Source organism: Spiroplasma attinicola, from assembly GCF_023509825.1.
Lineage (GTDB): Bacteria > Bacillota_I > Bacilli_A > Mycoplasmatales > VBWQ01 > Spiroplasma_D > Spiroplasma_D attinicola.
The window spans coordinates 38,017-61,330 of sequence record NZ_JAKQXY010000002.1 but is presented as its reverse complement, the minus strand read 5'-3'; the positions used below and the strand labels follow the sequence as shown (position 1 = coordinate 61,330).

Genomic DNA, 23,314 nt, shown 5'->3' with positions numbered 1-23,314 from the left:
TCTCACAGGTCAAAAAATTAATCATGACAACAAACTCACTTGTAAAAGTGAGTTTTTCATTTTGTTTATAAAAAAGATTTAAATAAGAGAAAAGAGGTATTAAAAATGAATCGAAAAGAAAAAACAATAAAACAAAAAACTAAATTAGTACTAATCGGATTAATTATGATTCCAATTATTTTCTTAATTCTAATCACAATTCTTGGTGCGATAATTACAATTATTAAAGATCATACAAAATTTAATTTAGTAATTTATTGAAAAACAGCAATTAATAATCAATATCCATGAATATTATCATTATTGTTAAGTATCATAGCTTATCTATATTATATTTTTAAAATCTTTCAACCAAAAGATGGTAAAACAGGAATCAAAAAAAGTAAAAACAACGATTATGGTCAAGCACAATGAGCTAGTGAAAAAGAACTAAATAAAAATTATCCTTTAGTTAGTTCTAATGATAATCATCAATATCATGGTTTCGTAGTCAATGCTAATCAAAATAAACATCAATTAACATTTAATATTAGAAGTAATACTCACAGTTTAGTAATTGGTGGTACAGGTAGTGGAAAAACACAAAATTTAGTTTTACCAACAATTAACATTAATAGTAAAAGTATTGATAAACCTAGTATGATTATTACCGATCCTAAAGGTGAATTATATCAAGAACAAAAAACACTATTAACAACACAAGGTTATCAAGTTTTAGCACTTAATTTACGAGATGTTACTGCTAGTATTGCTTGAAATCCCTTGGCAATGATCTATCAACAATTTAAAACAATGCTATTATCTAATAACAAACAAGAACAACTACAACTAAAAGTAGCAATTCAAAGTGATATTCAAGATTTAACAAAAACTTTATTTACTACTAAAAAACAAGAAGATCCATTTTGAACTAATAGTGGTGCTTTAATTACTGAAGCAATTATTATGGCAATGTTAGAAGATGCTCAAATTGCTGTTGAAAAAATTAATGATGATAAAATGACAACTTTAGCACAAGTATTACCATTGAAAAAATTCAACTTAGCATCAGTTGCTGTAATTACTTCAATGCAAAAAGAAATGATTGCTTGATTAAAAAATCGTGATGACACTAGTCTTGCCAAAATTACTGCTAGTCAAGTCTTACATGGCGAATCGAAAACTTTAAGCAGTGTTCTAATGACAATGTCTACTTATTTAGCAATCTTTAAAAATGATTTCATTCGTAACTTAACTTGCAACAATGACCTTAACTTTGATGACTTTATTAATAAACCAACAACATTATTTATTATTGTTCCCGATGAAAATCATAATTATTATGTTTTTATCGCTTTATTAATTAGTCAACTTTATAAATTCTTAGTAAGTAAAGCAAACAATAATGAAAATAATAAACTAACACGACCAGTTTATTTCCTATGTGATGAATTTGGTAATGTCCCAACAGTTGCCAATCTTGATGCTATTATTACTGTGGCACGAAGTCGTAATATCTTCTTTCAACTAATTTTGCAAGATTTAAAACAATTAACAAGTAAATATGGCCAAGAAAAAGCTAATGTGATTTTTACTAATTGCAGTTTACACATTTTCCTACAAACAATTGATTTAGAAACTGCTGAACGCTATAGCAAAATGATTGGTGATACAACAGTTTTACAAATTTCAACTAGTGGTAAAACTGGTAATAAAAATAAAGACAAAAATCAATCCGAAACCTTAACTGGCCATCGTTTAATTTTAGCTAGTGATTTAATGAAATTAGCACCTAAACAAGCAATTATTTTTTATGCTCGTGAAAATCCTGCTAAAACAAAATTAATTCCTTGACATCAAATGAAACCAAACTTACCAAAAGACAATGAAATTAAACAACAATTAACTTTAATTAACTTTAACCAAGATTATTATTATGATATTAAATTAATTCTAGAAAAAATTCTTAGTACAACAGCGAAAAAAGTCAAAACAAAAAGTAAAAAAGTAATAGATGAAGATGTTAAATTAGATTCAAAGTCTTCAATTGAAAAAGCTATTTTAGATTTAGAAGCAAAATTAACTGAATATGATGATGATCAAACAGAATATTATCAAAATTATCTTACTAGTATTAAAAATCAAATTAAATTTTATCAATCAGAGTTACAAAAATTGAACAAAAAATAAATACTTAAAATTAATTTTTAATCATCTAAATTAATAAATAGTATTATACTTTAATTAAGACTTTAAAAAGGGAGGATTTTAAAATGCCAACAAAAACAAATAACAACAATAATAAAAAAACAAAATCAATAAAACTTGTGACAATTAATGATTCAGATAAGAATAATAATGACAAAAAAGAAACTGAAGGACTAACAGCAAGAGATATACTTAATGATATTCAGAAAATAAAGAAAGAAATGAGTGATCCACAACGAAGAATTGAAGAATTTCGCTCAAAAAGTTGACTTACAGCAGAAATTAATGAATTAACTGAAAAAGTTACCGAAAATAATGATATTATCATGCGACATGAAAAACTATTACTAATAATGGAATCTATATATCAAGGAGAACGAACAAAAGAAAATAAAGACCTTATTGCAAATATAAAAAAAGTTATTGAATCTCATCAACAAGAAAATGACATCACTAACATGGTACTTACTCTTTATCAAGGATGTTTACAAAAATTAGATTAAAATGCCAACATGTATTAATAATCAACAAGAACAAAAAGACTCTGCTTGCAATAATACTGAATATCATTCAGAATATTCAAAAAAAACAAACAATAGCAAAGAATTTTTCATACAACTGAAAAAATAATTAATGCTATACTTTAATTAAGATTTTAAAAAGGGAGGACTTTAAAATGGCAGCATGTATTAACCATAAAAGTAAGAAAAATTGTGCATGAAATAATACAAAGTATCATCCAGAACATCCGAAAAAAGAACAATTCCGAGCATGTTTTCATTGCCAAGGACCACTAAATAAAGGTGCCTATCAAGGAGAACAAAAAAATAGCTCTTATAGTTGAAATATTCATCACAAAGATAGTAATCCGCATAATAATAGTTGCAAGAATTTAGTAGCAACTCATCCTGCTTGCAATATTGAATTAGGATAATAAAATAAAGAAAAATCAAACTGATTATAAGAAATTCCTAAACCCATCTTTATTATTAACCAAATAAAAGTTATAATTTCAAAAAGAAATTTTAGACTTTTATGGGGGAAACGTGATGGACTTGCAAGCATTAAAGCAAGAGGAATTTAGTAATCAGTTTTTATTTTTTGAAAATTATCAAAAAGCAAATTTAACAAGAATTCAGAAAGATTTACAAGATTATTTTGAAAAAACCGATCAAGATATTTTTCTTTCAAAATGACGAAAAGAAAATCATTATATTCCTGATGGATTCAAAAATCGAACAATTCTAACAATCTTTGGTTCAATAACTTATAAAAGAAGAATATATAAATATTGACATCAATCTCGTTATCAATATATTTGTCTAACAGACAAAAAATTAGAAATTGAAAAATATAGTCGTGTTACTAATCATTTAAAATTTAAAATTCTCGAACAAATTTCTCATGGTAAACGACAACGCGATATTTGTGATAGTATTGAACAAGCAAATATTACGACAGCAACAATTGGTAATATTATTAAATCATTTGATTTATATCAATCGTTAAAAATTCTTACTTTACAACAAAAACCGATTTTAATTCCTAATTGCTTATACATCAATATGGATGAAACTTATGTTAAATTAAGAAATAATAATAAACTTAATAAATATCGCATTCGCTTAATTACCTTTCATACTGGTTATAATCAAGACACTTCCACCAATAAAAGAAAAGTTTTAGCTAATAAACGAGTATATTGACAACTATTTCCAATTACTCAAAAAATTGATACAAAGGAATTTATTAACAATCTTAAAAGCATTGCTAAAATTTTTTATGCCAATGTTGATACTAGTAAAATCATTATTGGTGGTGATGGTGCACCATGGATTAGAGAAGCAAGTTATTATTGATCAAACTCTTATTACTTACTTGACAAATTTCATGCTTGTCGTCAATTAAAAAAAATATTTCCCAATGAAGTAAATAACAAAAATCTAGAAAAATATCAAATTAGCAAAAATCTTTTTAATCTTGGATTATATTCTGAATTAATTACTTATTTAGAAAATAACTCTCCTAAATTAACAAGTAAAGAAAAACAAATAAAACTAGAAAAAGTAATTAGTTATTTTAAAAATAATTCAATTGGAATTATTAATCAAAAATTACAATTTAATATTGGCGTTAGTGCTGAAGGAGATGTTTCTCATATTGTTAAATGATTACTAGGTTATGGTTCAAAAGCATTTAATTATCAAACTTTTAAAAATATGTTATTATTACGAACAGCTGATATTAATCAAATTGATATTATTAATTATTTAAAATATGAAAATCATAATAAACAAAAATTAACTAAGGAACTTTATCAAAAAAAATATTATTACTCCTCACTAAATAAAATAATTTATTATTAAAATTATTTTTAAAAATTAATTCAAAAGTAATTATTGTTATCTTAAATTAAGATTATTTTTTTTCTGAAATTATTTAAAAAAATAAATAAAAAAACCTTGTTTTCTTTTTTAAATCAGTGCTATAATATTAAAGAATTGAAAAGATAGTAATAAAAACCTTTTGGTTCTTAGTTATTATATTAGTCCGTAAAATAAATTATTCAACCGTAATTAAAAAGATGCTTTAAAAACATCTTTTTTTTATTTTTTAACTTGTGCTAATTTTGCTAACGCTGCCTTAGCGGCCTCTTGTTCTGCTTTCTTTTTTGTTGTTCCTTGACCTTTGCCTAGTAAAATTTCATCTAAGTAAGCACCAATAATAAAAATCAGATTATTATTTTTCTTATTTTGTTCAATTAGCTTATAAATAATTGGATTGCGCTTTTCATTTTGAACGTATTCTTGTAATTTTGTTTTATAATCAATCATCCGATCAAAATTATTATTAGTAATTCATTCATACAAAGTTAAATTTAAAAGACGATCAATTGCTTGATGACCTAAATCTAAATAAACAGCCGCTAGAAATGACTCAAAAACATCTGATAAAATACTAACTCGTTGTTTACCTCCAGTACTTTCTTCACCATGACCTAAAACAAGATAATTTTCTAAACCTAAAGATAAACTAGCAGCAGCTAAAGTTTCTTCTCGAACTGCTTTACTTCTTAAACTTGTCATTTCTCCTTCAGTCATATTAGGAAATTGTCTTCAAATAAATTCTGAAATATGAGCACTTAAAAGGGCATCACCTAAAAACTCTAATCGTTCATAAGAATAAGATAAATTTTTTTCATTAGAATAAGATTTATGAGTAAATGCTGCTAAATAATTTTCATTAGTTTTAATTTTAGTCGCTAAACTCATTCTTAAAATATTATTAATTTCATTTTCCATTATCAATCATTCCTTAATATTCTTATAAAGGCAAATTTATAAGATTTTTTTAACTTCATCTTTAATTTTATTAGTCACATCTTGTTTAATTGCCGTTCTCAATAATTTCAAAGTACTATAATAAGATTGAACATCACTTGAACCATGTGCCTTAAAACAAATACCATTGATCCCAATTAATTGGGCACCACCAGTATTTTTATAATCAAAAGTAGTTTTAATTGTTTTAAAAACTGGTTTTGACATTAATCCTAATAATTTAGTTCAAAGATTTTTTTTATAAGCTTTTTTTAATAAAGTAAAAATTAAGGTTGTAATTCCTTCAAATGATTTTAAAAGAACATTACCAGAATAACCATCACAAACAACAATATCAACTTCACCATTTAAAACTTCACGGGGTTCAATATTACCACAAAAATTCAATTGTTGTAATTTCCCATCTTTAAGAGTTAATTCACTTAACTTTGCATAAGTTTCTTTTGTTACCTTTGGACCTTTATTTGCTTCAAGTCCAATATTTAATAAAGCAACTTTTGGTTCAGCAATATTTAAAATTGCTTTACTATAAATATTAGCCATTAAAGCAAAAGTAACTAACTCATCAGCAGTATTTTCAATATTAGCACCAATATCTAAAACTAATACTTTTGTCCCTTTTAATGTTGGCATAATTGGCATAAAAGCAGGTCTTTTAATCCCAGAAATTTCACCTAATAATAAATGACAAACTCCCAAATAAGCAGCAGTTGAACCTGATGAAAGAACACCATCAACTTTTTTTTCTTTAACTAAACGAACAGATTGACTCATTGAAGAATTTGGCATTCTTAATGCTTCAAATGGTCCAGCAGTCATTGGTACTATTTCATTAGCATGATGAATATCTAAGTTTTTATTTGGTTTGTTTTTAAAAATTTCTTGCAAATGATTTTTAATTTCTACTTCATTACCAACTAAAGTGATTTTTAAATCAGTAAATTCTTTTACCATTTCGCAAGCAGCTAAAATTGCTTCTTTACTGCCAAAATCACCACTCATAACATCAAATGCAATTTTCATAATACCTCCTACTGTTGCTATTAAAAATTATATCGTGTTCTACCTATTAATCATAATTTTAAATTCAACTTTTAAAAATTTTAATATATAACATTTTTCATAATTGACTCAGACCAAAATAAGCAATAACAATACCAACCAAATAAGCAAAGAAAATTCATGGTAATGGCACTAAATTTACTGCTGTGCCAATTACTGTAAAAGGAATGGCAATTCCAATTGCAGTAAATAAAATTGTTGTCACATAAACAGGTCACGAAGCATTACTTTTAAAGAATGGTACTTTTGCTGTTCTTAGTAAATGGAAAATTAAAGTTTGAGTTGTAATTCCAAGAACAAATCAGCCTGATTGAAATAACGGTGCATTATCATTAGGAATTGCATGTAAAGCATACCCTAAAAAAGCAAAAGTCGCAATATCAAAAATTGAACTTAACGGCCCATTTCACAAAGCAAATGGCACAATACTTTTAATATTTCACTTCCGCGGTTTGGCAATAAATTCTTGATCAACACCATCTCATGGAATTGTCAATTGTGACAAGTCATATAATAAGTTTTGTAACAAGATTTGAATTGCTAACATTGGTAAAAATGGTAATCAAGCAGCAGCTATTAAGATACTTAGAACATTACCAAAATTTGAGGCAATAGTAATTTTAATATATTTTAAAATATTACCAAAAGTAATTCGACCACCTGTAACACCTTGTTCTAAAACATTTAAATCTTTTTCCAAAAGAATAATATCTGAAGCTTCTTTAGCAATATCAGAAGCACTATTAACAGAAATACTAACATCAGCATGATGTAAAGCAACAGCATCATTAATACCATCACCTAAAAAACCAACAGTATGATTTTTTAATTTTAAAATATCAATAATTCGTGCTTTTTGTAATGGATTCATTTTTGCAAAAATTGTTGTTTCATCAGCTCGAATGCTTAATTCTTGATCACTAATAGCATCAATTTCAGTTCCTAGTAAAGGAGTTTTTGGATCTAATCCAACTTTATTACAAATTGCTCTTGTAACAATTTCATTATCACCCGTTAAAATTTTAACCTCAACACCATGAGTTTTTAATGCTTGAATTGCAGTAATCGCACTTTTTTTAGGAACATCAAAAAAACCAATATAGCCCATTAAAGTTAAATTTGATTCATCTTTAATTTTATAAACTTGTTTCTTATCTGCTTTAAAATTACGATATCCAACAGCAATTACTCGTAAACCTTGACTATTTAAATCTTGACTTAATTGTAAAATTTTTGCTTTCACTTCTTGATCTAATGGCACAACTTTATCTTCAATTTCAACACTATGACAAATCTTTAAAATTTCTTCAACAGCACCTTTACAAATTAAAATATCATCTTGATCATTCTTACTAATAACAACTGACATTCTTCTTCGGGCAAAATCAAAAGGAATTTCATCAACTTTATGATAATCTTGTTTAGTAATTTTACCGCTTTGTGCTTTTTCAATAATTGTTTTATCAATATTATTTTTTAACCCAGTTTGAAAACTACTATTTAAAAATGCTAGTTCTAAAACACGATGAGATTTTTTACCATCAGGGTCTAAATACCTTACTAATTCAATTTTATCTTCGGTTAAAGTACCAGTTTTATCAGTACATAAAATATCCATTGCCCCAAAATTTTGAATACTACTCAAATTTTTAACAATTACTTTTTTCTTTGATAATCGCAAAGCACCACGAGCCAAATTAGCACTAACAATCACAGGTAACATTTCAGGAGTAATTCCAACAGCCACTGAAATTGAAAACAATAACGCTGATAATCAATCATGTTTAGTAAAAAAGTTAACAACAAAAATTAAGGTAATCATTGCTAGCATAAATGCCACTAAAAGATAACTAACCTTTTTAATTCCTTTATTAAAACTAGTTTCTGGTCTTTTAGCAGTAATTGAACTAGCAATTGTTCCAAAATAACTATTTGCTCCTGTTGCAATGACAATCGCAATTGCACCACCTGAAACAACACTTGTACCCATAAAACATAAATTTTCAAATTCTAACATATTGCTAGTTTTTTTACTATTTTTATTATTATAAGTTGCATGTTTTTCAACTGGTAATGCTTCACCAGTTAAAGCAGCCTGATTAATAAATAAATCAATTGATTTTAATAATCGCACATCAGCAGGAACCATATCACCAGATGAAAGAAAAACAATATCACCAGGAACCAATTCTTCAATTAAAATTTCTTTCGTATTTTGAGCAACACTATTTAAATCATCTAAATTAATTTTTCGGTCAGGAAACTTTCTACTATAACGAAAAACACTAGCAGTTGTTTCAACCATTTCTCGTAATTTTTCTGATGATTTATAGCTACGAAAATCTTGAAAGAAAGTAATTATAACACTCAAAACAACCATAACAAGGACAATAATTGCTCCTCATAATTCACTACGATCATTAGGGTCATCATTAATGACAAAATAACTAATAAAATTATAAATCGCAATAATTGTTAAAATAATAATAAATGGATTAACCAAATTACGAAAAAGTTGTTTATATCAAACAAAATGCTTATGAGAAAAATCATTTTTACCATATTCTTTTTGCTTTTCTTCAATTTGATCTTTAGTTAAACCAAGCAAACTGCTATCTAATCTTTTAATTGTTTCTTGTTTTGAAAGTTGTGAAACTTCTTTAAAAAAAACATTATTTTTTACAGCGACCTTTTTTGTTTTGTTTTTCATGTTTCACCTTCAATCTTATATTTTGTTAGCCAAAAAATAAAAAAAGATTTATTTACGGAAAAAATAAATCCTATTCACAATTAAAAAGAATTTATTCACCGCGTTGAGCTTTAGCACTTTACAACTTTGACTTAAAAGTATAAGTCAGCTACATTAACTTAAGCCTTAATTCGACAAAAGTTGTTCACCCATTTTTTTGTCTTTAGACAAAAGTGGGTAGCAGCATATATCCGTAAAGTAGCCTCACCTAACAGAATAAAAATATTCGATTATTTTATCTACCTTATTTATAGCAGAAAAATCTTAATTAAACAATTATTATGAGTAAAAGAGAAGAAAATTTTAATATTTTAAACTATTTTTTTAATTTACATTTCATAACTATCTTGTTCATTTAGTTTTTCATTTCCATTATCTTTAATCTCGTTTTTTAACAATTCATTTTCAAGTCTTAATTGATTATTTTCAAATTTTAATTTTGTAATTTCAATATAAGGATCAATTTGAAAAGTTAATTTACTAAATTTACTTATAAATAATTTTTGTTGTTCATCATTTAAAATAAAAATTTTATTGTTATCATTTATATATCACTTATTAATTAAATCTTTAGTATTAACTTTAATTAAATTTTTATTATAAAAATAAGTATCAATATTATTAATTTTTATAACAATAGACTTTTCGTTAATATTAACTTGTTTTGTTGTACCAGCTCATACTAAATATATAATAATATTGTTGTTATAAGTTAAAGTAAAAAACTTAACTTGCAGGTAACCAAATCTCGTTCAAATTAGACCTTTCTTTAAGAAAGGTTATTTTTTTATTCAAATTTTTACTTTTAAATAAAAAAACATAAAAATAAAATTGGAATGCGCCTCCATAAGTAGTTTCACATAACTTTTTATTTTCGTGTCTATTTTTGAGGTGCATTCCAAACAGATAAACTGTTTTATGTTTATTTGCTTAATATTTATATTATTCCTCATAATTCAATTATAGGAAAAGGCATATCTAATTTAAGATCAGAAATCATATCTTGAAATTGTTTTATAATATGTTCTTCCAAATAATTATTACTATAATCATCAAATAAATTAAAAATATAATTTTTATCTATTTTTTTATAAACTTTACTTCTATTTAGAAAATTAAATATTTTTTCTCTCAAAAAAGTAGTATCTTCTATTTCTAAATCTTGATTAATTTTTTGCAAAAAGTTTTCTATTAAATTTTCATTTATACAAAGAAAATTATTATCAACTAAATATTTAATAAAAATATAATTAATTGGCAAATTCAAATTATTTTTGATTGTTGTAAAATTACTTATATATTTTTTATGGTTTGGTTTAATTAATTTACTTAAATTTTGATGATTAAAAAAATAATCTTTTTGTATAATTTTATTCTTTATTTTTTTATAATTAAAATTTAATTCTTTTACTATAAGAGAAAAATTTTTAAGAAAAAAAATATCTAATTGCTCAAAAAAATTTTTAATCTTTAAATATAAACTATCTAATTTATCAAATTCTAAAAAAATTTCTTCATCAATTTGAATTAAATTATTGTTATCATAATAATAACCATACTTATCTGTAAGAAAGCCAAAATTTTGAAAATCTTTCTCAAACTTCTTATGAACTATAAAAAAGAATTCTAATTCTATCTTTTGATTTTCATTTAAATAAATTAATAATAATATTCATCTAAAAATCATTAAATATTCTCAATCATAATTAATTACTTTTTCATAAATTATTTTTTTAAAATTATTTCAAATATTATCTCAACTATATTCTTTACAATCATCCAAAATTGAAATTGCTAAATTTAAATATTTTTCACATTGTTTTTTTGCATTTTCAAATAAATAATCATGATATATAAAAATTGTAACATTCTCTTTGATAAAAAGATTTTGCTTTAATTTATTAGAAATACTATCTTTTTGATTTAATAATTTTTGATCTAATTTTGATTCAAACTTTACTATTTCTTTTAAAGCATTATTATTTTGTTTTTTCAAAAAGAAACTAGTCATTTAATTCACCAAATTTTTGTTTTAAATATGTAAATAATTCTTTAATATTTTCTTCAGTTTCAGATTCTTGTAATAATTTTTGATAATAATCATTAAGTTTATTAAAATCATCACTTTTGATAAGTGTTAAATGTTCATCTTTAATATTCTTTAATAAAGTTTCTAAATCTTTAATTTTTTTATGTGAGAAAACATCATTATATTTTATAATTCTTTTTTTATCTATAAAATTATTATTTTTATAATCATTATCGTATAATGAAATATATTTTAAATTTGAAATTTTAAGAAAATTAATCAATTTAGTATTAAATTTACCATTAATACTTATAAAGTGTAAATTTTTATCTTTGACATAATTCTTATTATATCAAGTATAAAAAGAATGATCTGTTTTACCTTCAACAGTTATGTACTTAAAATCTTTATGATTCATTGCATTTATAACTAAATAATCATTACCTGTTATTGTAATTTCTTTTCCTAAAGCAGTTTCAGTTAATTCATTTTTATTATTCTCAGAATAAGATTTAACTACAGTTTTATTATTTTTATTCTTTTCAACAATCAAAATATCTTGATAAGTTTCAAAAATATGTCCTAGTAAATAAGGACTATGAGTAGTATAAATTATTTTAGTTTTTGTTTCTTCAGTTATTTTCTTTAATTCTTTATATAATTGTAAAATGGCACTAATATGTAATCCTTGATCTGGTTCATCAAGTAAAAGAATAATTTCTCTATCTGAATATTTTTTGCAATATTCTAAATTTAATTTTAAAAATAATTTATTCCTTAATCCTTGACTTATTAAAGCAATATTTTCTTCACATTCTAAATTATTATTTTTCAAAATCAGTTTAGAATTTAAAAACTTATCTCTATCAATATAAAAACTTGGATAAACAACATAATTATTACTATCATCATTTAAAATATCTAATAAAAATTCTTTTTTTAAAATCTCATTAATTTTTTTTAGAAATTCTTCATTTTTACTTTGACTTTTATTGTTTAATAAACTTTCAATTTTTATTAAAATATTCTTTCAGTCTTTATTAAAATAAATTAAAGGTGTTAAATAATTATTTAATAAATCTAGTTCAATATTTTTTTTAGACAAATCAATTGAACTAAAAATTTTAAATTCTTCATAATTTTCTAAACTAGTACAAATATAAAATATTTTACTTGATAAGTCATGATTTAAAATAGTTTTTTTTAATTCTCTAAAATTATTAATAAATTCAAATAATTTTGTTATTATATCTTCAATTTCTTCTTTTGAAGAAAAAACATAACTATTTAAAAGAAAATCTTTGAATGATTTCTTCAATTTATCATCATTATTTGAAATAAGAAGATTTTGGTCGAATGGAAAATAATTTTCTGCTTGATATAAATGAATTTCACTAGGATTTTCCAAAACTTTTTTTAAATTTTCAATAAAAAAATCAAAATCCCTTTGTAAAAAATATTTATTTTTAAAATGATTTTTCATAATATTTTTAAAACTATTAATATTCTTATTAACTAATTTATCTAATAAAGGAATAGCATTTTTCTTATTGTCTTTATTAATAAAAAATTTTTCTGTAAACTTTGAATCAGAAAATAAACATTCAACTTCAAAATCAAAATTAGTAGGAATATTATGATTTTCATTTTTAAGATAATAATTATCAACAACTCTAAAATTAGGTTGATCATGATTTTTATGATTTCAATAATAACCTCTTCTACTTCCTTTAATTGCATTTAAAGCTTCCAAAATATTAGTTTTACCAACATTATTTATTCCAATTAATGGAATAAGTTTTTTATTTTTTAAATCTATTGTTACTTCTTCTATCGATTTATAATTTTTAATTTTAAAACATTGTATTGCCATTGCTTTTCCCATAAATCAATAATCTATATATAACCTTGTTTTTTCATTTTAAATAAGTTATATTCTCTTTACTCTTTCTTGTCAATGACATAATTACATTTTATTTTCATCTTAAACTATGTTCTAATATTATTGTTATAAGTTAAAGTAAAATTTAACTTGCGTGTAACCAAATCTCGCTCAGATTAGACCTTTCTTCAAAAAAGGTCATTTTTTATATTAAAATAAAAACATAAAACAGTTAAAACTATTTTATGTTTAATTAATAAGTAAATAATGATAATAATTAGACAACACAAGCATCGCAATCATAATTTTCACTATCTTCCAAAACATCTTGCCGAACACGAACATAATAAATTGATGAACAACCTTTTTTAAAAGCACGAATATAAGCTTTATTCAAATCACGAGTTGTTGCTTTATCAGTAAAAAATAAAGTTAAGGAAATTGCTTGATCAACATGTTGTTGTGCTGCTGCTGCAATATCAATAATTGCATCAGGTCCAATCTCATAAGCACCAGATTTATAATATGGTAAATTTTCAGCAGTAATTTTGTATGCTGGCACATATACTCGCCCTAATTTACCTTCTTTTCTTGTTTCGACTGGTGCAACCACTGGTTGTAAACTAGGAGTACAAGAAGATAAATAACTAATTGAGCCAGTTGGAGCAACTGCCATTAAATGTGAATTAGCAAGTCCAGTTGTTTTAATTTTTTTCACTAATATTTTTCATTGTCCTTGGGTTGGAATTTCAACTTGATATTGCTCAAAGATTGCTGCAATTTTTTCTGTTTTTGGTAATCATTTATCACTTTGACACTTGATATATTTATCAAAATAACCACCATTAGCAAATTGACTATTTTTAAAACCATTAAAAGTGCCAAATTCTTGTGCTAATTTATTAGAAGCACTAAAAGCATAATAAGCCATCGTATAAAAAAAGATATTAGTAAAATCAATTGCTTCTTGTGAATCATAAAAAATCTGATTTGTTGCTAGAAACCCATGTAAATTCATTGCTCCTAAACCTAAAGCATGATTATTTTTATTACCTTCAACAATTGATGGTGCCGAAACTAAATTACTATTTCTTGAAACATGATCTAAAGCATAAATTGCTTGTGCAATTGCTTGACCAAATTCCTTACCACTTTCCATCATTTTTGCAATATTAACACTACCTAAATTACAACAAACATCTTCACCAATAGTTTTAAAACTTAAATCATCATGATATTCACTTAAAGAACTAACTTGAACAATTTCGCTACACAAATTACTCATGACAATTCGTCCTGGATGGGGATTACGATTGTTTACTGTATCATCAAATAATAAATATGGGTAACCACTTTCAAAATGTAATTCAGCAATTGTTTGAAATAACTTTCTTGCACTAATAAAAGTTTTTTTAATTTCTGGATGTTTTAATAAATTATCATACTCCTTCGTAATTGAAATATCAGTCATTGGTTTACCATAAACTTTTTCAATATCATAAGGACTAAAAAGTGCCATATCTTGATTATTTTTTGCTAATTCAAAAGCAATATCAGGAACAACTATTCCTAAAGATAAAGACTTAATTCTAATTTTTTCATCAGCATTTTCTCTTTTTGTGTCTAAAAACAACATAATATCTGGATGATGAATATTTAGATAAACTGCACCTGCACCTTGTCTTTGTCCTAATTGATTAGCATAAGAAAAAGCATCTTCTAAAATTTTCATAACAGGAATGACACCAGTTGCTTGATTAGCAATATTTTTAATTGGTGCTCCCTGCTCTCTTAAATTAGTTAAACATAACGCTACGCCACCACCACGTTTTGATAACTGTAAAGAAGTTGAAACAGCACGAGCAATTGATTCCATATTATCTTCAACTCGCAACAAATAACAAGAAACATACTCCCCCCGTTGTTTTTTGCCAGCATTCAAAAATGTTGGTGTTGCTGGTTGATATCTTCCTAACATCATTTCCCTTAAAACATCTTGAGCTTTTTTAAAATTACCATCAGCAAAAAATAAAGCATTCATCAAAACTCGTTCTGAATAAGTTTCTAAATATTCTTTACCATCAAAACTTTTTAAAGCATAAGCATTAAAAAACTTTAATGCTCCAACAAAACTAGCAAAATGATGATGATAACTATTAGCTTGATTTGTTAATATTTCAATTTCAGAAAAATCATATTTATTAATTAATTCTTCGTCATAATATTGATTTTTAATTAAATAATCAAATCGTGCTTTAGTTGTTGGAAATGTTTTTAAATTAGGAATAATATGATTTGCTAAATAAGCTTCAGCTGCTTGTAAATCTAATTGAAAATTATCTTGATTTCAATCAAATAACTTTGTTTTAGCATTTAAAGCAATGTATTGATCTGATTCTAAATTTCCTGATAAGGTTGTAATTTTTGCCATTATTCGTTTTCTCCGTCATTAGAATTTCAAAAATCTGTCAAAACTTTTCTCACGGTTGTCACATCATGTTCTGTTCCTAGTAATTCAAATTGGTAAAGTAAAGGAACATTTAGTTTTTTTGAAAGAATTGGCCCTGCCATGGCAAAAGTATTACCAAAATTAGTATTACCTGAAGCAATTACTCCCCGACAAAAATCACGATTTTGTTTATTATTTAAAAACTTAATTACTTGACTTGGAACAGCGCCCTTTTTAAATTCACCACCACCACTATAACTTGGTGTGATTAAAACATAATCTTGATTAACTAAAAGTTCTTCACTTAATTGATAAGGAATTCGTGAGTTTAAAACTGCTAATTTTTGAATAAAACGATGCGTATTATTAGAAATTGATGAATAATAAACAACATGAATTGCTCCCTTTGGCTTTACTACTTTGTCACTTGTGACTTTTATGACATCATTATGCATTTTACTTGCTCCTTACTTTCTCAAATTAAAATTCTCAATCTTCATCTTCAGTTTCTTCACTAATTCCCATCACATAAGATGAACCATTACCAGAAAAGAAATCATGATTTTCATCAGCTCTAGCTGATAATTGGGTAAAAATTTCTGGGGCAATTCTTGTTTCTGCTTCAGTAAATGGTGAATCATAACCTAAATTTTGTAAGAATTTCCCAGCATTATACAAACTAAATTTAATGGCATCTTCAGCTAAATCAAAACCTTGATAAAGTTCTGTTAAATAAGTTTTTTCTAAATCAATTAACTGAAAAAGTAAATCAAAAACAAATTTTTTCATTTCTGCTTGTTTTTCTACTGACAACTTTTCAACTTTTCTTTGATATTTATAACCACTATAATAATTATGAATTACTTTATCACGTAAAATTAAACGAATAATATCAGAAGTATTTGGTAATTTACCACGCGCTGATAAATAAAATGGTAAATAAAACCCACCATATAATAAAAACCCTGGCATTAATGCTGCAGCAACTTTTGATTTTAATGGATCACTATTACTATAATAAGGAATTAAAGCTTTAGCGCGTTCTTGTAACTTTTCATTATTAATAACTCACTCATGTGCTTCTTCAATTTGTTCACTTGAACACAAAGTTGAAAAAATTGTTCCATAAGAACGAGCATGAACGCCAACCATAAAAGCAAAATTAGCATAAATAACTTGTTCATGATCAGTTAATGAATTTGGAATTTGTGCTGGATCACAAAGTGTTGCTTGAATTGTATCCAACAAAGTTAAACCAGTAAAGGTTCTTGTAATTAATTGTTGTCATTCATTACTTAAAGTTCTTCAAGAAGTTAAATCATTTGATACCGGAATTTTTTCTGGTAATCAAAAATTTTGTGTTATTCGATTTCAAACTTCTAAATCTTTATCATCATTAATAACATTTCAATTTACTGCTCGCATCTTACCTTTAAAACCATTTTGACTATACCCTAATGGTGATAATGATGCTTGATAATACTGATTCTTATGTGTTGCCATAAGTTGTTACCTCCAAATTTCGTTAATAACTAAAAAATGCCCAAGTTAATTGGGGCATTAAAGATAATAATTATTTTGCTTTTTTATAATTTTTTACGACAAAAAAATCATAAAATTACTTAATAATTAAATATTCACCCCCAGGAATAATGATTATTTCTGAAAAATTAGACCGGTCTACTGGCTTAGCGTCTTTTTACTAGTTGCCCTTCTCAAAACAATGTTTCAATGGGTAATTCAACATTCATCAGCATTACAGTTGCTGGGACAGCAAAGAATTTTCATCTTTTTCCCGAACATCTAAACTTTCATTTTTTAGTTGTAAAGTCATAATACTATATTATTTTTTGTTTGTAAAATGATTTAATTTAAATTATTTTTTATTTTTAAATCACAAAATAACACAATTAATTTTAAAGGTGCTATTATGATTTTAAAAGATTATGGGGAAAATCAAGGTAGTATAAAAGAAATTCAGGGGTAGGATATGAAAAAGATTTATTTTTCATCAAGTTGTTCATCTTCACGAAAAACAATTAAGTTTTTCAATGAACATAATATTAGTTACACAGCAAAGAACATTATCAAAGATTCATTAACTGACCAAGAAATAAAAACATTATTACAATTTGCACCCAATGGTGTTAATGATATTATTGCAACAAAAGCAAAGTATATTAAAACTCATGCAATAAATATTGAAACATTAAGATTACCAGAAATCTATCAATTAATTAAAGATGAACCAAGAATCTTAAAACGACCAATCATTGTTGACTTTGAAAAGAAAAAGATTCAAGTTGGTTATAATGAAGACGAAATTGAAATATTTTTACGCAGTAATTTAGATGATTAATTTAAAAAATGGTTAAGTTTTATTAACCATTTTTTATTTCATTTTCTTGCGTTGTTTCTGAATTAACAAAATAAGGTATTACTTGTTCTGAAGTAATAATTCCCTGAATTTTTCCTTGACTTAATAAGTTTGTTCCACCACCTTGACCAGGAAATGATTGTAAAACTGTCATTAAAACTGCTTTAGCATCATAATTATTAGCAGCTAAAGTTTTACTAATTGCTACTAAAATTAAAGTTTCATTATTTGCCACAACTTGATTTAAGAAAATTACAATTAAATCTTGATAACGATTACGATAATAATCACTAAGATTTTTTAAAACATTAAGATTAAAGTTTTGAAAATGATGAACTAATAAATTTTTACCATCTTTTGCTACAATTGGTTTTAAATCTAAAAACGCTTGTGCTTGTTCTTTTTCAAATTGAGCATCAATAACTTTTTTTCATTTACGATATTGTTCTTGTAGTTCTGGCAATAGTTTTTTTGCTGTTCTTCAATCAGTTTTAGTAGCATTAAGTTTATTAAAAATTGTTAATTGTTGTTCCAATTTACTATCAACTTTAATCTTCCGATTTTTTTGATAAAAACTAGCGAGATTTTGACTAACTTGTTTCATTTGGTTCATTTCTTCGTTTAAAAATTCTTTAATTGTTTTAAAACTTGTTAGTGCCTGAATCCGATAATTACCTGAACCTTTTGATTCAACACTAGTAATTAATAAATCTTCAACTTCTTTACTATTACCACAATGAGTACCACCACACAATTCAATTGAAAAATCACCAAACTTAACAACACGAACAATTTGATCATACTTTTCACCAAAAAATGCCAAAGCGCCAATTTTTAAAGCTTCATCATGAGTTAAATGAAATACTTCTGCTGGTACTGCTGCATCAATTCATGCTTGTACTTGTGTTTCTAATTGAACAATTTGTGTTTCAGTAACAGTTGTAAAATGACTAAAATCTAATCGTAAGTATTCATCATTATTAAAACTACCTGATTGCATAACATGAGAACCTAAAATTGTTCTTAATGCTGCATGTAATAAATGTGTTCCCGAGTGATTTTTTCTTGTATAATAACGCTTTAATTGATTGATTTTTGCAATAACAAAATCATCTTTACTTAATTTACCAACCACTTCTAAATAATGAATATTAAAATTATTAACTGATTGAACATCTAAAACATGACCATAACCATTTTCACCAGTAATTTCTCCTGTATCGGCTGCTTGGCCACCTTTTTCAGCATAAAATGGTGTTTGATCTAAAATTAGATAACCATTAGTATTTTCTAAACTTTGATATGCTTGATTATCATCTTTAAAAAGAAAAATAATTTTACTATCATCAATTCGTTCTTGTTGATAACCAACAAAACTTGATTTTAATTGTAAGTTAATTAATAACGGATTTTGTTCTGTTAGTGCTTTAATATCACCTTGAGCATTACGAGCATTAACTTTATGTTGATTTAATAAAGCATAAAAACTTTCTAAATCAACATCCACTTTGTTTTCTTGTGCTAATTCTTGTGTTAACTCAATTGGAAAACCAAAAGTATCAAATAATTTAAAAGCATTTTCGCCTGAAATTGTTTGATTTTCTTTAATAATCTTTAATAACAATTCTTTTCCTGCCACTAAAGTTTGTCAAAATTTAACTTCTTCATTTTTAATAACATTAACAATTAATTGTGCTTTAGATTTTAACTCTTGATAATAATCTGCCATTTGTTCAATAACTGTTGGTACTAAAAGATATAAAAATGGCTTATTAATTGCTAATTTTTGACCATAAATCTCAGCTCGACGAATTAATCTTCGTAAAATATAACCCCGAGTTTTGCTACTTGGAAAAACACCATCAGCAATAGCAAAAGTTAAACAACGAATATGATCACTAATAATTTTAAAAGCAGTATTAATTGTCGTTTGCTTTGGATCATTTTTAAAATAATTATTAATCTCATAATGATATTGTGAAAAAGTTTCACATTTTTTAATAATTGCTTGAAATAAATCAGTATCAAAATTAGTTGGCACATCTTGTAAAACAGCAACAATTCGCTCTAATCCTGCTCCTGTATCAATATTCTTTCTTGGCAAATCTGTATAATTGTTAAAACCATCGTTATTATATTGTGAAAAAACAATATTTCAAATTTCAATATAACGATCATTTTCAATATCATCTTGTAATAACTTTAAACCAATCTTATTTTGATCATATTTAGCACCACGATCATAATAAATTTCAGTATTAGGACCACAAGGTCCTTGTCCCATATCTCAAAAGTTGGTTTTTCTTGAACCTAAAATTAAATGATTTTTAGGAATTTTAATATCATTTAATCAAATATTTTCTGTTTCTTGATCTTCAGAAAAAATTGTAATATAAAGTTTTTCTGGACTAAGATTTAATCAATTTTTACTAGTTAAAAATTCTCAAGCCCAAACAATTGCTTCTTGCTTAAAATAGTCACCAATTGAAAAATTACCTAACATTTCAAAAAAAGTATGATGGCGAGCAGTTAAACCAACATTTTCAATATCATTAGTTCTAATCGCCTTTTGTGAATTAACTAATCTTGGAGCGGGTGGTGTTTGTTTTCCTTCAAAATAAGGTTTCAAATTAGCAACACCGGAATTAATTCATAATAATGAACGGTCATCTTTTGGTACTAAAGAAGCAGTAGGCAAAAGATAGTGCCCTTTAGATTGAAAGAACTCTAATCATTTAGCTCGTAATTTGTCGGTTGTTCATTTCACAATTATTTTTCCTTTTTCTGATTTAATAAAATTATTTTATCGTAAATTATTAAAAAAACAAAGAAAATAACATTGCTGGAAAAAATAAAAAAGATTTTGAAAAAATTAAAAATAAAACTTAAATCGCAATATATAATAACTATGGTAGGTAGTTTAGAAGAGGCATTAATTAGATTGTTATTAAAATTAATCAGAAAGGATAAAGTTTATGATTTTAACAAAATCAATTAATGATGCTGTGTTAGAAACTTTAAAAAATTGAGGGTTTTGAAGTGCCATTGTTGCGACAATTTTTGTTATCTTCTTAGGTTTTTTGTTAACAAGAAAAAACATTTTAAAAAGAGAATGAGATAAAGTGCTAATTAAACTAGTTATGACAATTGGTTTACCAGCGTTAGCACTACAAGGATTTTTAACAAACATTACTATTGCCGAATTAAAAAATCAAGTTGCTGTTTTAGCAATTGGATTTATTTTTTATGCCTTAATGGCCTTTGGGACACGATTATTTTTCTTTAAATATGATCGTGACATCCAAGATACTTTAGCAATGTGTATTGCTTTTGCTTCAACAACATTTTTTGGATTACCAATCGTTTCTGAATTATTTAAACCAAATGGTTCAGCAATTGGAAATATGTTTAATGTTCCTTATCGTGTATTTTTATATTCATTGGCATTTATTATTATGACAAGAAAAAATCCAAAAATAAAATTAAATTTCAGTGAAAGAAAAGCATTAAAACTAAAAGCAATTCCTAATAAAGAAACAGAAACAGAAGTTTACCAAAATTATTTAGTTAATAAAAGAAATGCTGTAAAAACTCAATGTAAAAACATCTTTTTAAACCCAATTTTAATTGCTACTTTTATTGGAATTATTATTTGAGTAACACAATTAATTCCAGGAATTGAAGTAATAAAAATGTCCGGTATTAATAACGATCAGGCATTTTCACCATTACGAATTGATTTATTATTTCCACCAATTGCCAAAATCCTAACAATTTTAGCAGCACTTTGTACACCATTAGCATGAATTGCCATTGGGATGCAATTATCAGATGGTAACTTTAAACAAGCAATGAAGTCTAAAACAGTTTGATATGCAACAGGTTTAAAAATTATTGTTGCACCATTAATTATTTTAGGAATTTCAATGTTAATTGCTTGAATTGGATCTGCCACAGGTGGTTGAAAATTAAGTCAATCAGCTTTAGGAGTATTAGTAATTATGACAGCAACTCCACCTGCTAGTGTCGTTGTTTCTTATTCAATTGCTTTTGCCAAAGAACCAAAAATCGCCAGTGATTTAACATTAGTAACAACAGTAATGGCAATTATTACCTTACCAATTTGAGTAATTATCGTTACTGCAATTGGAACATTACCAATTTTTGGTTAATAAATTAAATAAATTTTAAAATGGAGGAACTTATGAAAATAATTTGTTATGGCGTTCGCGAAACTGATCAAGAATTTTTTAACTCATTAAATAAAAAATATAATTATCAACTAATTTTAAAATCAGAATTATTAACTCACGAAAATATTGCAACAGCAAAAGGATGCGATGCTGTGATGTTACGAGCAAATTGTATTGCTGATGAAAAAAATTTAAATCAATTAAAATCATATGGTGTTAAATATCTTTTAACAAGAACCGTTGGTTTTAATCATATTGATGTTGCCTATGCTAAATCATTAGGTTTTTTAGTAGCAAGAGTACCAGCATACTCTCCTAATGCCGTTAGTGAACTAGCAGTTGCTTTAGCAGTTGGTTTATTACGAAATACTTTTTATATTGCTAACAATTCTACTAATAAAAATTTTAAAGTTGATAATTTCATCTTTGCCAAAGAAATTAGAAATTCAACGATTGGCATTATTGGAACTGGTCGAATTGGCATTGAATTTGCCAAAGCTTTCAAAGGTATGGGTGCAAAAATCTTAGGATATGATATTTATCCTAATAAAAATAATGAAACAATTTTAGAATATACTGATTTAAATACATTATTGAAAAAATCTGATTTAATAAGTTTACACACACCTTACATTCCTGGAGAAAATGATAAAATGGTTAATCAAGATTTTCTTAATAAAATGAAAGATGGTAGTTTTTTAATTAATGCTGCTCGTGGTGAATTAATTGATCATGAAGCACTATATCAAGCTTTAATTACTAATAAACTTAAAGGTGCTGCTTTAGATACAATTAATCAAGAAGGAAAAATCTTCTTTAAAGACTTTAAAAATCAGAAATTACCAATTGAAATTTATGAAAAATTAAATTCACTATACCCAAGAGTGATTATTACTCCACATATTGGTAGTTATACTGATGAAGCAACAAAAAATATGATTGAAATAAGTTACCAAAACCTTGACGATTTAATTAATAACCGTGATTGTCTAAATCAACTTTAAGATAATAAATAAAAAACTGATTTAAAAATAAATCAGTTTTT

17 protein-coding genes and 2 riboswitches are annotated in these 23,314 nt (G+C 25.4%); of the genes, 8 read left to right on the top strand and 9 right to left on the bottom strand.

Annotation, left to right across the window (positions count from 1 at the left end; genetic code table 4):
- Positions 1-105 precede the first annotated feature (105 nt).
- From LT335_RS04605 to LT335_RS03325, 5 genes are all read left to right on the top strand, one after another.
- A complete protein-coding gene (locus LT335_RS04605; RefSeq protein WP_249728678.1) occupies positions 106-2,169 on the top strand; it encodes a VirD4-like conjugal transfer protein, CD1115 family in 2,064 nt (687 codons plus the stop codon).
- Positions 2,170-2,252: 83 nt separating this feature from the next.
- The gene (locus LT335_RS03335; protein WP_249728676.1) at positions 2,253-2,690 is read left to right on the top strand and encodes a hypothetical protein; all 438 of its coding nucleotides are present in this window, start codon (positions 2,253-2,255) and stop codon (positions 2,688-2,690) included.
- Between the two features lies 1 nt (position 2,691).
- Positions 2,692-2,817: a hypothetical protein gene (locus LT335_RS04320; RefSeq protein ID WP_283778632.1), complete on the top strand. Its 126-nt coding sequence runs from the start codon at positions 2,692-2,694 to the stop codon at positions 2,815-2,817.
- A gap of 46 nt (positions 2,818-2,863) precedes the next feature.
- On the top strand, positions 2,864-3,121 hold the full coding sequence (locus LT335_RS03330; RefSeq protein ID WP_249728675.1) for a hypothetical protein: 258 nt from the start codon (positions 2,864-2,866) through the stop codon (positions 3,119-3,121).
- Between the two features lie 115 nt (positions 3,122-3,236).
- Entirely contained in the window at positions 3,237-4,553 is a 1,317-nt protein-coding gene (locus LT335_RS03325) for an Mbov_0401 family ICE element transposase-like protein (protein WP_249728673.1), read from the top strand.
- Between the two features lie 240 nt (positions 4,554-4,793).
- On the opposite strand, the gene rnc is transcribed toward LT335_RS03325, so the two are convergent.
- The 8 genes from rnc to nrdF all read right to left on the bottom strand — a co-directional run bounded on the left by rnc (position 4,794) and on the right by nrdF (position 17,202).
- Positions 4,794-5,489: a ribonuclease III gene (gene rnc / locus LT335_RS03320; protein WP_249728672.1), complete on the bottom strand. Its 696-nt coding sequence runs from the start codon at positions 5,487-5,489 to the stop codon at positions 4,794-4,796.
- A 36-nt stretch (positions 5,490-5,525) separates the two neighbouring features.
- Positions 5,526-6,551 carry a phosphate acyltransferase PlsX gene (gene plsX / locus LT335_RS03315; RefSeq protein WP_249728670.1) on the bottom strand — a complete coding sequence of 342 codons (1,026 nt, stop codon included), beginning with the start codon at positions 6,549-6,551 and terminating at the stop codon, positions 5,526-5,528.
- Positions 6,552-6,609: 58 nt separating this feature from the next.
- A complete protein-coding gene (gene mgtA, locus LT335_RS03310; protein ID WP_249728669.1) occupies positions 6,610-9,300 on the bottom strand; it encodes a magnesium-translocating P-type ATPase in 2,691 nt (896 codons plus the stop codon).
- An 88-nt stretch (positions 9,301-9,388) separates the two neighbouring features.
- Positions 9,389-9,562: riboswitch (M-box (ykoK) riboswitch) on the bottom strand.
- A 714-nt stretch (positions 9,563-10,276) separates the two neighbouring features.
- Positions 10,277-11,350: a hypothetical protein gene (locus tag LT335_RS03305; RefSeq protein WP_249728667.1), complete on the bottom strand. Its 1,074-nt coding sequence runs from the start codon at positions 11,348-11,350 to the stop codon at positions 10,277-10,279.
- Positions 11,343-13,241, bottom strand: a complete 1,899-nt coding sequence (locus tag LT335_RS03300) for an AAA family ATPase (protein WP_249728665.1) — start codon at positions 13,239-13,241, stop codon at positions 11,343-11,345. The genes LT335_RS03305 and LT335_RS03300 overlap by 8 nt, the downstream gene beginning before the upstream one ends.
- A gap of 286 nt (positions 13,242-13,527) precedes the next feature.
- Positions 13,528-15,681: a class 1b ribonucleoside-diphosphate reductase subunit alpha gene (gene nrdE / locus LT335_RS03295; RefSeq protein ID WP_249728663.1), complete on the bottom strand. Its 2,154-nt coding sequence runs from the start codon at positions 15,679-15,681 to the stop codon at positions 13,528-13,530.
- Positions 15,681-16,154, bottom strand: a complete 474-nt coding sequence (nrdI, locus tag LT335_RS03290) for a class Ib ribonucleoside-diphosphate reductase assembly flavoprotein NrdI (RefSeq protein ID WP_249728661.1) — start codon at positions 16,152-16,154, stop codon at positions 15,681-15,683. The genes nrdE and nrdI overlap by 1 nt, the downstream gene beginning before the upstream one ends.
- A 25-nt stretch (positions 16,155-16,179) precedes the next feature.
- Positions 16,180-17,202 (bottom strand): class 1b ribonucleoside-diphosphate reductase subunit beta, encoded by a 1,023-nt coding sequence (gene nrdF / locus LT335_RS03285; RefSeq protein ID WP_249728660.1) that lies wholly within the window; start codon positions 17,200-17,202, stop codon positions 16,180-16,182.
- 153 nt (positions 17,203-17,355) lie between these two features.
- Positions 17,356-17,521: riboswitch (cobalamin riboswitch) on the bottom strand.
- A gap of 168 nt (positions 17,522-17,689) precedes the next feature.
- Between nrdF and LT335_RS03280 the strand changes: the two genes are divergently transcribed.
- Positions 17,690-18,058: a Spx/MgsR family RNA polymerase-binding regulatory protein gene (locus tag LT335_RS03280; RefSeq protein WP_249728658.1), complete on the top strand. Its 369-nt coding sequence runs from the start codon at positions 17,690-17,692 to the stop codon at positions 18,056-18,058.
- 22 nt (positions 18,059-18,080) lie between these two features.
- Here LT335_RS03280 and alaS read toward each other — a convergent pair whose 3' ends face one another.
- Positions 18,081-20,846, bottom strand: a complete 2,766-nt coding sequence (gene alaS / locus LT335_RS03275; RefSeq protein WP_374982222.1) for an alanine--tRNA ligase — start codon at positions 20,844-20,846, stop codon at positions 18,081-18,083.
- A 205-nt stretch (positions 20,847-21,051) separates the two neighbouring features.
- On the opposite strand from alaS, the gene LT335_RS03270 reads away from it, so the two are divergent.
- Together LT335_RS03270 and LT335_RS03265 are read left to right on the top strand one after the other, a co-directional pair.
- On the top strand, positions 21,052-22,248 hold the full coding sequence (locus LT335_RS03270) for an AEC family transporter (protein ID WP_249728654.1): 1,197 nt from the start codon (positions 21,052-21,054) through the stop codon (positions 22,246-22,248).
- 32 nt (positions 22,249-22,280) lie between these two features.
- On the top strand, positions 22,281-23,273 hold the full coding sequence (locus LT335_RS03265) for an NAD(P)-dependent oxidoreductase (RefSeq protein ID WP_249728653.1): 993 nt from the start codon (positions 22,281-22,283) through the stop codon (positions 23,271-23,273).
- Positions 23,274-23,314: the final 41 nt, after the last annotated feature.